This is a genomic window from Paenibacillus sp. FSL H7-0442, assembly GCF_038593105.1.
GTDB classification, from domain to species: Bacteria; Bacillota; Bacilli; order Paenibacillales; family Paenibacillaceae; genus Paenibacillus; species Paenibacillus polymyxa_D.
The window spans coordinates 4,358,636-4,372,112 of record NZ_CP151963.1; the positions used below are offsets into that span (position 1 = coordinate 4,358,636).

At 44.8% G+C, this 13,477-nt stretch carries 12 protein-coding genes and 1 tRNA gene; 4 read left to right on the forward strand and 9 right to left on the reverse strand.

Annotation, left to right across the window (positions count from 1 at the left end):
• Positions 1 to 66: 66 nt before the first annotated feature.
• The 5 genes from ispG to MHH57_RS19185 all read right to left on the reverse strand — a co-directional run bounded on the left by ispG (position 67) and on the right by MHH57_RS19185 (position 5,932).
• The gene (gene ispG / locus MHH57_RS19165; protein WP_025718670.1) at positions 67 to 1,185 is read right to left on the reverse strand and encodes a flavodoxin-dependent (E)-4-hydroxy-3-methylbut-2-enyl-diphosphate synthase; all 1,119 of its coding nucleotides are present in this window, start codon (positions 1,183 to 1,185) and stop codon (positions 67 to 69) included.
• Positions 1,186 to 1,295: 110 nt separating this feature from the next.
• Positions 1,296 to 2,552, reverse strand: a complete 1,257-nt coding sequence (gene clpX, locus MHH57_RS19170; RefSeq protein ID WP_013311623.1) for an ATP-dependent protease ATP-binding subunit ClpX — start codon at positions 2,550 to 2,552, stop codon at positions 1,296 to 1,298.
• A 12-nt stretch (positions 2,553 to 2,564) separates the two neighbouring features.
• Positions 2,565 to 3,155 (reverse strand): ATP-dependent Clp endopeptidase proteolytic subunit ClpP, encoded by a 591-nt coding sequence (gene clpP, locus MHH57_RS19175; RefSeq protein ID WP_016324659.1) that lies wholly within the window; start codon positions 3,153 to 3,155, stop codon positions 2,565 to 2,567.
• A 411-nt stretch (positions 3,156 to 3,566) separates the two neighbouring features.
• The gene (tig, locus tag MHH57_RS19180) at positions 3,567 to 4,880 is read right to left on the reverse strand and encodes a trigger factor (RefSeq protein WP_028541569.1); all 1,314 of its coding nucleotides are present in this window, start codon (positions 4,878 to 4,880) and stop codon (positions 3,567 to 3,569) included.
• A gap of 143 nt (positions 4,881 to 5,023) precedes the next feature.
• The gene (locus MHH57_RS19185; RefSeq protein WP_318628059.1) at positions 5,024 to 5,932 is read right to left on the reverse strand and encodes a hypothetical protein; all 909 of its coding nucleotides are present in this window, start codon (positions 5,930 to 5,932) and stop codon (positions 5,024 to 5,026) included.
• Between the two features lie 257 nt (positions 5,933 to 6,189).
• Between MHH57_RS19185 and MHH57_RS19190 the strand changes: the two genes are divergently transcribed.
• From MHH57_RS19190 to MHH57_RS19200, 3 genes are all read left to right on the forward strand, one after another.
• Positions 6,190 to 6,263 (forward strand) — tRNA-Arg (locus tag MHH57_RS19190).
• Positions 6,264 to 6,575: 312 nt separating this feature from the next.
• On the forward strand, positions 6,576 to 7,655 hold the full coding sequence (locus tag MHH57_RS19195; RefSeq protein WP_342434409.1) for a hypothetical protein: 1,080 nt from the start codon (positions 6,576 to 6,578) through the stop codon (positions 7,653 to 7,655).
• Positions 7,656 to 7,671: 16 nt separating this feature from the next.
• Positions 7,672 to 8,436, forward strand: a complete 765-nt coding sequence (locus MHH57_RS19200) for an exodeoxyribonuclease III (protein WP_029518401.1) — start codon at positions 7,672 to 7,674, stop codon at positions 8,434 to 8,436.
• A gap of 86 nt (positions 8,437 to 8,522) precedes the next feature.
• On the opposite strand, the gene MHH57_RS19205 is transcribed toward MHH57_RS19200, so the two are convergent.
• Genes MHH57_RS19205 through MHH57_RS19215 form a run of 3 tightly spaced genes read right to left on the reverse strand, consistent with a single transcriptional unit; the run spans position 8,523 to position 10,516 of the window.
• The gene (locus MHH57_RS19205; RefSeq protein WP_230585102.1) at positions 8,523 to 8,846 is read right to left on the reverse strand and encodes a hypothetical protein; all 324 of its coding nucleotides are present in this window, start codon (positions 8,844 to 8,846) and stop codon (positions 8,523 to 8,525) included.
• A gap of 26 nt (positions 8,847 to 8,872) precedes the next feature.
• Positions 8,873 to 9,151, reverse strand: coding sequence for a hypothetical protein (locus tag MHH57_RS19210; RefSeq protein WP_342434410.1), 279 nt, complete (start codon positions 9,149 to 9,151; stop codon positions 8,873 to 8,875).
• Between the two features lie 18 nt (positions 9,152 to 9,169).
• Positions 9,170 to 10,516: a GH1 family beta-glucosidase gene (locus tag MHH57_RS19215; protein WP_342434411.1), complete on the reverse strand. Its 1,347-nt coding sequence runs from the start codon at positions 10,514 to 10,516 to the stop codon at positions 9,170 to 9,172.
• A gap of 311 nt (positions 10,517 to 10,827) precedes the next feature.
• Between MHH57_RS19215 and MHH57_RS19220 the strand changes: the two genes are divergently transcribed.
• Positions 10,828 to 11,868, forward strand: coding sequence for a LacI family DNA-binding transcriptional regulator (locus tag MHH57_RS19220; RefSeq protein WP_029518397.1), 1,041 nt, complete (start codon positions 10,828 to 10,830; stop codon positions 11,866 to 11,868).
• Between the two features lie 85 nt (positions 11,869 to 11,953).
• Here the strand turns inward: MHH57_RS19220 and glpK are convergent, their stop codons facing one another.
• On the reverse strand, positions 11,954 to 13,447 hold the full coding sequence (gene glpK / locus MHH57_RS19225) for a glycerol kinase GlpK (RefSeq protein WP_341071174.1): 1,494 nt from the start codon (positions 13,445 to 13,447) through the stop codon (positions 11,954 to 11,956).
• Positions 13,448 to 13,477: the final 30 nt, after the last annotated feature.

Sequence of the window (13,477 nt, forward strand, 5' to 3'; positions counted from 1 at the left end):
TCTCCACGGCGTTTAAATGATGACAATAGATTATGACTATGCCTCTTTATAATAACTGCTTTTTGCCTACACCTTCTCGGCGGTATGACGTTCTTCACGTCCAGGTATTTTCCCTGTTTCCTCATATGCTTTGACGATGATATCAATTTCTTTTTTCAATTCGTCCACCATATCAGCCTCAGGTACTTTGCGAATCATTTTTCCATAACGGAACAAAAGGCCTTCACCGCGCGCTCCGGCAATTCCAATATCAGCTTCCTTCGCTTCACCCGGGCCATTTACTGCACAACCCAGTACTGATACTTTAATCGGTACCTTGAGTTTTGCAATGTAGTCTTCTACCTCGTTGGCAATAGAGAACAGATCAATATCCAGACGTCCGCAAGTCGGACAAGAAATCAATGTAGCTGCGTTTGTGATTAATCCAAACGTCTTGAGCAACTCACGGGCTACCTTCACTTCTTCCACCGGATCAGCACTAAGTGAAATACGCATTGTGGAGCCGATGCCTGATGCTAGCAAAGCGCCCATACCTGCCGCGCTTTTAACTGTACCCGTAAAGAGTGTACCCGCTTCGGTAATACCCAGATGGAGCGGATACTTAATAATTTCAGCGGCCTTCGTATAAGCAGCAATCGCCATAGGAACATCAGACGCCTTCAGTGACACGATAATGTCATGGAAATCAAGTTCTTCCAGTATCCCGATATGATACAGCGCACTTTCTACCATCGCTTCTGGCGTAGGGTAGCCATACTTATCAAGTAAATGCTGTTCCAATGACCCGGCATTCACACCAATTCGAATCGGAATCCCTTTTTCCTTACATGCCTTCACGACAGCTTCTACTTTTTCACGTCGTCCTATGTTACCTGGATTAATGCGAACTTTATCAATCCCATTTTCAATTGCCAGTAGAGCCAGCTTGTGATTAAAGTGAATATCTGCAACTAGCGGAATATGAATCCGTTTTTTAATTTCCTTAATGGCTGCGGCAGCTTCCTCATTGTTGACGGTAACCCGCACCAGTTGACATCCGGCTTCTTCCAAGCGAAGAATCTCGGCTACAGTTGCTTCCACATCTGCTGTTTTAGTTGTACACATGCTTTGGATGATGACTTCATTGCTGCCGCCAATCGTCAGATTCCCGACTTTAACGGGACGTGTGTCTTGTCTTAAGAACATGTACTTTTCTCTCCCATTAACGCCAAACCTCCACCCCTTAAAACCTCATACAGGTTTAGTGAAGTGGAGATCCGGCTTCTCATGTTTTAGAGATCGCGAAGTATCAATCCTTAGGCGCTCTCTTCTTGTTTTTTATCCTTATCTGTACCACCGAGTTCCGGTGCGATTTTGTCTTTTACAACCTGCTCATTGATGACGCAAGTAGTCACATCCTCACGGGAAGGAACCTCATACATTACGTCCAGCATAATACCTTCGATGATCGCACGAAGGCCACGGGCACCCGTGTTACGCTTGATCGCTTCACGAGCAATGGCTTCCAGAGCATCTTGCTTAAACTCCAGTTGCACATTATCCAGCTCAAGCAGCTTCTGGTATTGCTTGGTTAACGCATTTTTCGGTTCGGACAGAATACGAACCAATGTGTTCTCATCAAGCGGCTCCAGCGTAGAAATTACTGGCAAGCGTCCTACAAATTCCGGTATCAGACCGAATTTCAAAAGATCCTCAGGCAATACCATTGAAGTATATTCGCCTGGTTTCAGGTCTTTTTGTTCGCTGGTAGCGTTGAAGCCGATAACCTTTTTACCGATACGACGTTTGATCATTTGCTCCAGACCATCAAAGGCACCACCGCAAATGAACAGGATATTCGTGGTGTCAATTTGAATAAACTCTTGATGTGGATGCTTGCGACCGCCTTGAGGTGGTACAGAAGCAACCGTGCCTTCCAAAATTTTAAGCAACGCCTGCTGTACACCTTCACCCGAAACGTCACGCGTAATGGACGGGTTTTCGGATTTGCGGGCTACTTTATCAATTTCGTCAATGTAGATAATGCCGCGTTCGGCTTTTTCTACATCATAATCGGCAGCTTGAATCAGTTTCAGCAAAATATTTTCAACGTCTTCACCCACATAACCTGCTTCCGTAAGGGAAGTGGCATCTGCGATAGCAAAAGGAACGTTCAAAATTTTAGCCATGGTTTGCGCAAGCAACGTTTTACCCGAACCTGTAGGTCCAAGCATCAAGATGTTACTTTTTTGCAGTTCCACATCATCAATTTTGTTTTGAGTATTAATTCGTTTGTAGTGATTATATACCGCTACAGACAACGATTTTTTCGCTTGATCCTGACCAATAACATATTGGTCCAGAATGTCACGGATTTGCATTGGTTTCGGAATGTCTTTCAGATCTACTTCTTCTTCATGACCCAATTCCTCTTCTACAATCTCCGTACACAACTCAATGCATTCGTCACATATATATACGCCCGGTCCGGCAACAAGCTTGCGAACCTGATCCTGAGATTTACCGCAGAAAGAACATTTCAATTGTCCTTTTTCATCATTAAATTTAAACATAGAGCCACCCCTTTACAGATTAATCGGTTTAGACAGCACCTGGTCAATGATACCGTATGCTTTTGCCTCTTCCGCTTCCATGAAGAAATCCCGGTCAGTATCACGTTCGATTTTTTCGAGGGGCTGACCCGTACGCTCTACATAGATTTGATTCAGCTTAGCACGTGTTTTGATAATCCAGTCCGCATGAATCAGCATATCGGAGGCTTGCCCCTGAATGCCACCAAGTGGCTGATGAATCATGACTTCACTATTGGTAAGCGCGTATCTCTTACCTGGCGCACCCGCTGTTAGCAGCAACGAACCCATACTTGCAGCCATGCCTACACAGATCGTCGATACGTCCGGCTTAATGAATTGCATTGTATCATATATACCCATGCCCGCAGTTACAGAACCGCCTGGCGAGTTAATGTACAAATTAATATCCTTCTCTGGATCTTCCGCAGAAAGGAACAATAGCTGTGCAATGACGAGATTGGCGACATCGTCATCAATCGGGCCACTTAGGAAAATAATACGATCCTTAAGCAACCGCGAGTAAATATCGTAAGATCGTTCTCCTCGATTCGTTTGTTCCACAACCATAGGGACGAGACTCATCACGACCAACCTCTTTTCTTTATTAAAATGAACACCTGTATTCATCCGCTTCCTTATGTCCCATTAAAACGGAAGCAGCAAGCATGAAACGTGAACACCTTACAAAATATTTTAACATGTTCAGAGTCTCGTGTCATATTTGCATGCGCTCATATATGCAGTGCGGGCTATTTACAGTACACTCTGCCGAGACCTTCTCATATTTAACCATGTTTCGTATGTATGTGCAAATATACGGTAGTGACTTATGTAAAACAAGAAAACGCGACTCACAGCACTTTCCATAAACGACTAAAATTTGGGTTATCAAAGGTAAAAATAAGGCACGTAACTTTCACTACGTGCCTTATCCCTATCTAATTACTACGTTTCAGCTTGTTACAGCATACTCCGTATATTTTATCGTCTGAATTACTCAGCAGCTTCAACTGGCGCTTCTACTTCTTTGCTGTTTTCCACCAACAAAGCAATGGTTTTGCGCAGTGAAATTTCTTCTTTCAGGTTAGCGAACGAGCCGTTACCTTCCAGAATGCTACGGATTTCTTCAACTGAACGTTTGTAAGCTTCAGCCATGTTTTTCAGTTCTTCATCAATTTCCGCTTCGGAAACTTCGATGTTTTCTGCTTTAGCCACTTGCTCCAGCACGAGGTTGTTACGTACGCGCTTCTCAGCATCAGCTTTCATTTGCTCTTCCAGGTCTTCCTTGCTTTGACCAGAGAATCCAAGGAACATTTCAAGGTTCATACCTTGGCTACGCAAACGGTTGTCGAAATCGCGAACCATGTTTTGCACTTCGCTCTTCACCATTGCTTCAGGAATGTCGATTGTTGCATTCTCAGCAACCTTCTCCACTACAGCACCCTCGCGAGCTGCTTTAGCTTCGTTTTCCTTACGATCCAACAATTGCTTTTTCAAGTCTTCCTTGAATTCAGCCAGTGTGTCAAATTCGCTTACATCTTTAGCAAATTCATCGTCCAGCTCAGGAAGAACTTTGCGTTTCAGTTCGTGAACTTTCACTTTGAATACCGCTTGTTTGCCAGCGAGGTCAGCAGAATGGTAGTTCTCAGGGAACGTTACTTCAACGTCCTTGGAATCGCCAGTGTGCAAACCAACCACTTGCTCTTCAAAACCAGGGATGAATGTGTTAGATCCCAGTTCCAAAGAATACTTCTCAGCTTGTCCGCCTTCGAATGGTACACCGTCCACGGAACCGTCGAAGTCAATAATAGCTGTATCACCGGATTGAGCAGCATCTTCATCAACGACAACCAGTTCAGCATGACGTTGTTGCAGGCGCTCCAGTTCTTGAGCCAGTTCTTCGTCGCTTACTTCGAGTTTGCTTACAGGCACTTCTACGCCTTTGTAATCGCCCAAAGTCACTTCAGGTTTAACAGTAACCTTTGCTTTGAACTTGAAAGATTCGCCTTTAGCAAATTGATCAATTTCAACGTCAGGGCTGTCAACCGGGAAGATGTCCGTTTGCTCTACAGCTTGGCTGTAAGCTTCTGGCAACAGGATGTCAATTGCATCTTGGTACAGACTTTCAATACCATAGCGTTTTTCAAAGATAGGACGTGGTACTTTACCTTTACGGAATCCAGGTACACTTACTTGTTTTGCCACTTTATTAAAAGCTTTGTCGAGTGCAGCGGCTACACGATCCGCGTCAACCTCAACTTCAAGAACCCCAAGGTTCTTCTCTATTTTCTCCCAAGTTGCTTTCATTTTATGCTTTCCCCTCCAACAAAATCTTCACTTAGTTTTCATTACAATCAACGCACACAAAATAACCACTATAGTATATCTAACATTACTGTCTTTTTCAAGAGCAGCCCTTTGAATGCTTCACAGGTAAACGTTTCCGGTCACTAAGGAGTGTGCATTCCCGCCGCTACGAATAGTCGCATCGACCGATACGCCTGCTCAAAACGGAAGCGCAACGCATCTGTAATGCCATATATAGCACGGGTTTCTTCCTCATTATTATTACCGTTCAAACTTTCCGAAACGGTCTGATGGAGTGCTGCAGCCCAAATATCCGGCATTCCGTCCTCTTCCACCAACATGGATCTATAATCATTCGTACCGTATACTGCCATCACAAACTGTGACCACAACTCCTGTGCAAAATAGAATAGTGTAGGCTCGTGCACCTCAGTCTGATCAGCCACCCGTTCCAAAATACGCATAATCGACTCTGGAAAATCACCAGGCTGTAACGGAACCGTTTCAATGTCGATTTCCGCTTGTTCATCACCCCGTCTGATTTCTATCGTCCCTTCCATTCCGCGTCGTCGCATTGTCTGTAGAACACGGAATTGAAGTAAAGGATGGATTTCCCGGTCCATAATCCAGCGAAGCAAGGCATCGTCGATTTCTGGCAGTTCCAAATAGGACAACTGCTCCAACGCTAAAATCGTCTGTTCGGATAAGGGTTCATCCATAGCCATCCGCAACAGCTTGTTGCCGTAGCCCGCATCCTGCTCCTGCTTAAAGCGTGCATGACGGCGAGCTAACTCTACTTCACTGACCTCTTCTTCCACAGCGTCCGTTATCGCCCCGCTGTCAGCGTACTGTGGAAATGCAGCTTCCAGCCATTGTAATAGAGCGTTCCATTCATCGTATTGCTTCTGCTCCTGTCCCTGACACTGCATTAAAAAACGCAGCATCGCCATCGCCTCTCCGTAACGTTCGTTTTCAAGCATCACAGTAAGTTGGATTTGATAATAGTCCAGTGTCTTCGGAAACAATACAATATTATTTTCTTTTGTCGTCACCTTGGAGTCCTTTATTCAAGGCACCCCCTCTCCTTCACAAGCTCAAGTATTTGTAGATTATATGAGAAACAGTAGCCGAAGTCCAACCACTCGTCTTACACATATTCACCTGTATTCTAACATACCCTTTTATAAGGCAAAAAAAACTACGTCTACTCAGAATTTATGCTGTATAAAGCCTAAATAAGCGATATATGCAAAATAAGACTTGAATTTCTTTTATCCATATGATATATTAATATTCGCTTGAATTTTATGTCCCAGTAGCTCAGCTGGATAGAGCAACGGCCTTCTAAGCCGTCGGTCGGGGGTTCGAATCCCTCCTGGGACGTCATAACAAGAAGCTTCCATAATGGAGGCTTTTTTTGTTCTCATGAGATAACTCACAGGGTAACGTCGGCCCATCGGCATCGTTAGCCTATACTTCGCAGTCAACCATAGGGAGAGTATCTCTCTTGATAAATTACATCAAAAAAAAGCTTCCGCAAGGGAGCTTTTTTTGATGATAAATAATGTAGAAAGAATAGTCTGCCACGCTACTTTAGGCGCTGGTTTCAAGTCACTACTCTTTCAATAAAACGCAGATATTGCTATCATCTATCATGTTACACCATTTTGAAGTAAAGGAGGTTGGCTGACTCCCTTGACTACGAATAAACTCCAAAAGTCGCGGGAAATTCATCGTTTTGTTGCCACTTTGCTTTCTATATTAGGTACTGGATTGGGTATGTTTTATCTCGCCATTCCTTCCTATATGATTGGAGGAGCGGCTCTGATCATCACACAGGGAATTCTGATCTATTTTACATTATTTTCTCTCGGATACCTGCTTATTATTTCGGGACCGCTGGCCATTATTCTCCACATTTTAGGCATTATTTTTACAATACGATCTTTTCAAATTACAAGCAATGTGGGTAGCGCGCCGACAAGTGCATCGTTGCCTTCCAAATGGCGCATGTTGCTCAGTCTCACTGTGGGGGCTACACTTCTACTTCTTGCAGTCACAATGAAATACGTAGATATTATAGAACCTTTTACACAAACAGGTGAAAATAAACGCAACGTAGCCGCAGAATCAGAGCAATATCTGGAGCAGAAATACGGAGAGGACTTTCAAATTCAAAATATTAGCTATCATAGTATTCCCTTCACTGAATATACCATGGAGGCGATCTCTAATCGTCATCCTTCCGTCCTCTTTAACATGACCAAGCGTCCTTATGAGGATGTCCCATTTAGAGAAAAATATCTTAACGCCCTTTGGGAGAGCCAACTGGACATGAAGCTCAAACCTGTTATACAGAAGCTATACGATGATGCAGCCGCTGTTCATTCTGGGGTGCAAGAAGGGGAAACAGATAAAATGATCAAAGAATACGACGATTTTAAACTGAATCCCGAAGCGGTCGGCGATCAATATATTCGTATAATTGTATTCGAGGATCTAACTGACTCAGGATTGTCATTGGAAAAAGAACGGGTATTACAAACTGCAAAAGTTCTCAAAACAGTGTTGGCCGGAAATAAAGCCTCATTAGACATCGAATACTTCCCTTCGGCTATGAATACCAACCGAAACCTTAAGGCAATAGAACTAAACGATTATATGTTTGGTCAGGACCATTTTGATGAAAAGACCTATGAAGTCCAGATAGAAGACATTTATAAGCTTATGTCAACAAAGGATATACAAATCACATCGCTTGACCGCGTGAAGTAGCAAGGAGATTAATCAAATGAAATTAATATCTTGGAATGTAAATGGCTTAAGAGCCTGTGTGACCAAAGGGTTTTATACTTATTTAAAAGAAACGAATGCCGATATTTTTTGCGTACAGGAAACGAAGCTTCAAGAAGGGCAGATCCTCATGGAGAACATGGAGGAATACACACAATACTGGAATTATGCTGAGAAAAAAGGATATTCCGGCACGGCTATTTTCACCAAAATCAAGCCGCTCTCTGTGCATTATGGACTTGAAGAAAATGAAGAACCGGAGGGCCGAACCATCACTTTGGAATTCGAAAAATTTTATCTCGTCAATGTGTACACACCAAATACCAAACGGGACTTATCCCGACTGCCCTACAGACTGGAATGGGAAGACCGTTTTCGCAGCTACCTGCAACAACTGGATGCTTTGAAGCCTGTCATCGTGTGTGGAGACTTGAACGTAGCTCATCAGGAGATCGATCTCAAAAACGCCAAAGCTAACTACGGAAATGCCGGTTTTACGCCTGAGGAACGGGAACGCATGTCACAGCTGCTAGACGCCGGATTTATAGATACCTTCAGAACCTTTTATCCTGACCGGACGGATGTTTATTCCTGGTGGTCCTACATGCCAAAGGTGAGAGAAAGGAATATTGGCTGGCGGATCGATTACTTCCTCGTCTCGGAGAGACTTCGTTCGCTATTGATGGATGCGAACATTGATTGTCATATTACAGGCAGTGACCACTGTCCTGTGATATTGGAGTTGCAAGATATTTCAGCATAAGTCCCCTGCCCTGACACAAGGATTTATGAAACTTTAAAAAGCGGTCATGCTCTGTTATTGCAGCATGACCGCTTTAATGAATGGAGCTATGTCCCCAAATATACCTCGATACGGGAAATCAACCGCTCTCTCACATCTTGTGCCTCTTTATGATCTAATATAGCCTGTCTTATCGTCTTCTTTTCGCCACTAGCGTAATGCAGTACATACTGGGTCACTATGCATTCCGGTGGATAAGTATCCTTGCGATCCGTATTAAAATAAGTCACCTGACAGCTTCCGAGAAAACAGAAAGATAGCTCACCTGTAGCTGTGAACAGCCAGCCTGGCAGCTTGGGCTCCAGCTTCAAGGATAGGCCCCTATGATCATAGCCAAACGGCTGCCCGCCCGTCATCATCCATATCCACATATGAATAAATTCTGCCGTAGATCCGCTCAGCCTCGCGATATATCCCGTTCCATGCAAACTTGCATCAGGATTAGCACTGCTAGCAATAAAGGAGCTGTTCGGTTGGCCGGAAAAAACTCCATGATAGCTCCATTCTTATCCTCCACACCAAAGCTCGCAATTCCTTGTCCACAATTAACATAATACGCCCACAGAGGAATTCCCTGAACACCAGCAATACCGGGTAGAAAACTGGAAAAGGGCTTGGCCTGCGCAAAATTCTCAATCACAAAACGTCCTTGATCGTCAAAATAATACTGCTGCATCGTGCACCCCTTTTCTTTTTAAAACCCGTTATTCGCCATCATTTGCTTGAACCACAGCGCACTTTGTTTGGGTGTCCGTTCCTGCGTATCGTAATTGATGTGTATAATACCAAAACGTTTGCTGTATCCCCAGGCCCATTCGAAGTTATCGAGGAATGACCATACAAAATAGCCCTTAAGCTGACCTCCCTCCCCAATAAAGCGATGGCATGCCTTTAAATGTTCCTCAATGTAATGCTGACGCCCAATGTCTTCAATCTTTCCATTCACCAGTTCGTCCTTCATCGCTGCTCCGTTTTCTGTAATCAGGATGGGTAATCCTCTGGTAAAATCCTTCTCAATCCGTGTCAGCAGCTTATAAAAGGATTCAGGGTGAATCTCCCATCCCATATCCGTTACCGGTTCCTCTATGGAAATCTGCTCGACCTGAAGCAACGAAGCGTCTGTAGTCGCTCGAATGATACTGCGGGCGTAGTAGTTGATGCCCAAAAAATCCCCTGGCTGCTGAATCAGCTCCATATCACCAGGCTGTACAAAATCCAATCCGTTCAAATGCTCCCCGTACCATTCCACCATATCCTCAGGGTATTTCCCGTTAAACAATGGCTCGGCAAACCAACGATTAATAAAGCCATCCTGCCGGACAGCAGCGGCTACATCCTCGGAGTGTTCAGAGGCTGCATCGACATGCTCCATGTTCAGCGTAATACCGATATTGCCCGTCAGGCCCTTTTCCTTGTGTAAGTTCATGGCTATCCCGTGACACATCAGAATATGATGAGCGGCAGCAAGAGCTTCCCTCCAGTTCTCATGGCCGGGGGCATGCTCGCCTGTGCCATAGCCCAAAATAGAGGCGCAGTAGGGCTCATTTATCGTATTCCACCAGCTTATACGCTGTCCAAATCGATCCATGATTACAGAGGCATACGTTTTAAAATGTTGGATAGTCTCTCGCTGCGTCCAGCCACCCTCGTCCTCAATCCATTGCGGCAGATCCCAATGATACAGCGTCAGCATTGGAATTAGCCCAGCCGACTCAATCTCATCCAGCAGACGCTCATAGAAGAGTAGCCCCTGTTCGTTAACCACGCCAGGTGCGGGAATAATGCGCGGCCAGGCCACGGAAAAACGGTAATGTAAAAAGCCAAGTTGCTTCATTAATTGCACGTCTTCCTTAAAGCGGTGAAAATGGTCACAAGCCACATCTCCGCAGTCCCCTCCGATCACCTTCCCGGGTACTTGACAGAAAGTATCCCAAATAGAAGGCGTTCTTCCTTCCTCATCCACGCCACCTTCAATTTGATAAGAAGAGGTCGAAGTTCCCCACATAAACGTGGTGGGGAATGTATAGGTATTCTCATTCATACTTGGTATCATCCTTTCAGGAATCAAGACTTCACAGCTCCGGCTATCTTAGAATAAATGCACTTACCTTTACGAAAGCGGTTTAGTTAATTACAGCTACTATTATGTATCGGATAGCCTGTATTTGTAAATAGAGATTTGTAAATTATCAAATAAAATACAAATCACCGTTATTACTCCTTAAAATATTAGGAACCATCCTTTATTAGCACGGTTGACTCACTTCTATGAGGTAGCATAGAATACGAGTAATCATTAATTTTGAAAAACAAAGTCAATTTAACTAAATCAGTTTAGTTGCGGAGGATTCCATGAATATAAAAACAATAGCTAGCATGGCAGGCGTTTCAGTAGCAACGGTTTCGAAAATCATTAACAATTACACAGACATCAGTGAGGAAACCCGGCAGCGGGTACTTAAAATCATGGAGGAAACAGGCTATAGACCCTCCTCCTCGGCTAAAACACTTGCTACCAAAAAATCTAATCTGGTAGGCGTTATATTTGCTGGTAAGCTGAATGTTGATTTTAGTCATCCTTTTTTTGTAGATATCATTAATGTCTTCAAAAAACAGATTGGCTTGCTCGGTTACGATCTGCTGTTTTTTTCAAATGAGAAATTTCTGGATAATGGAGAGGACTATTTGGCACGCTCGAAATATTTTTCAGTGGACGGGTGCATTATTATCGCTGGAGATGAAGTGGAGAAGAGTGTTTTTGATCTCGACGCCAGCCCTATCCCCTGCATCGGTGTCGATATTGAGCTAACCGGAGCCAGCTCCTGCTACATTATGTCCGACAATCAGAAGATTTCAATGAAGGTTGTTGAGCACTTTTACATGAATGGATACCGCGACATGGGTTTTATAGGCATTGAACGCCCCTCCTTGGTTATTAAAGAGAGAGAGGAGGCCTTTATCGCTTCACTAAAACGGTTTAGTCTTGATGTCAGACCTGAATGGGTCGTATATGGTAAGGACTACGCGGCAGAAGATGGATACCAGGTCGCGAAGGCGTGGATACAGCAAGGAAATTTACCAAAAGCTATTTTTGCGGCTACCGACCTGCTTGCCTTTGGTGCCATACGTGCTTTCAAGGAAAGCGGCTTGAGGGTACCCGAGGATATTGCTGTAGTGGGATGTGATGATATAGAAGCCTGTCGTTATACCGAACCTCCACTGACAACTGTAAAACAAGACAAGCAAAAAATAGGCCGTCTAGCTGCTATGGTGCTGTTTGACCTGATGAATAAACAAATGGATACCAAATGTATTAAAGTCGAGCCGGAACTGGTCATTCGTAGTTCCTGCGGAGCCGGCCAACATTGGAACCATACGAAGGTCAAAGGTTAGCTCATGCCTTAAAAAAGATGACTCCTGATAAGATTCAGAAGTCATCTTTTTGCAGTTTAATATTCAGAGACCCAGCGCTTAATCATTACTTGTAGGCCATCGTCGCATTCACAGCCTTTTTCCAGCCTTCATACAAGTCTGCACGTCTTGATTCATCCATATTCGGGGCAAAAGAGGTTTCCACCCTCACCCGCTTACGAAGTTCATCCGTACTCTTCCAATATCCAATAGCCAAACCTGCCAGACATGCAGCCCCCAGTGCCGTCGTCTCATGGATCACTGGCCGCTCCACCGTTGCATCTAAAATATCGCTCTGGAATTGCATCAGAAAATTGTTCAATACAGCTCCTCCATCCACCCGCAGCGTCTTCACCGCAATACCTGAATCGATCTCCATGGCTGTAAGCACATCTTTGGTCTGATAAGCGAGTGACTCCAATGTGGCGCGGATAAAATGCTCCTTCGTGGTCCCTCGTGTTAGGCCGAACATCGCTCCGCGCACCTCGCTATCCCAGTAGGGGCTCCCCAGTCCGACAAAAGCGGGGACAAGATACACTCCTTCCGTAGACGAAACACGAGCGGCATAAGGCTCACTGTCCTTCGCTTCACGGAACATACGCAGCCCGTCTCGCAGCCACTGGATCGCCGACCCCGCTACAAACACACTCCCCTCGAGTGCGTATTGCACTTTGCCTTCCTCCAGTCCCCAAGCGATGGTCGTAATCAGGCCGTGTTTAGATTCAACAGGCTGATCCCCCGTATTCATTAGCATAAAGCAGCCTGTGCCGTAAGTATTTTTGATCATCCCTTTTTCGTAACATGCCTGACCGAACAAGGCTGCTTGCTGGTCACCTGCTGCACCGGCGATCGGTACATTCTGACCGAAGAAATGATAATCCACGGTGTGCGCATATACCTCAGAAGAAGGTCTTACCTCGGGCAGCATGATTTTCGGAACACCCAGAATGTCCAGCAGCTCTTCGTCCCACTTTAGCTCATAAATGTTGTACATGAGCGTCCTGGCTGCATTCGAGTAGTCCGTCACATGTGCCTTTCCGCCGGATAGTTTCCAGATCAGCCACGAGTCAATCGTACCGAATAACAGGTCACCTCGTTCCGCCTTTTCCCGCGCGCCCTCTACATGGTCCAGTATCCACTTTACTTTAGTGCCTGAAAAATACGGGTCGATCAGCAGCCCTGTTTTGCTGTGAAACAGTTCCTCGTGCCCTTGTCGCTTCAATTCTTCACAGATGTCCGAGGTTTGGCGTGATTGCCATACGAGTACATTATATACGGGCACTCCTGTATTTTTGTCCCACACAGCCACCGATTCTCGCTGATTGGTAATGCCGATGGCAGCCACTTGATTTGCTTTTACACCGGATTCGGAAAGACAGGAGGCAATGACTCCGAGAATAGAGCTCCAGATTTCATTCGCATTCTGCTCTACCCAGCCGGGATGAGGAAAATATTGCGGAAATTCTCGCTGAGCCGAGTACACTACATCTCCCTCGCTATTGAACAAAATCGCTCTTGAGCTTGTCGTTCCCTGATCTAGTGACAAAATATATTTTCCCATTGTTCATCTCTCCCCGTGTAAATCCATCGT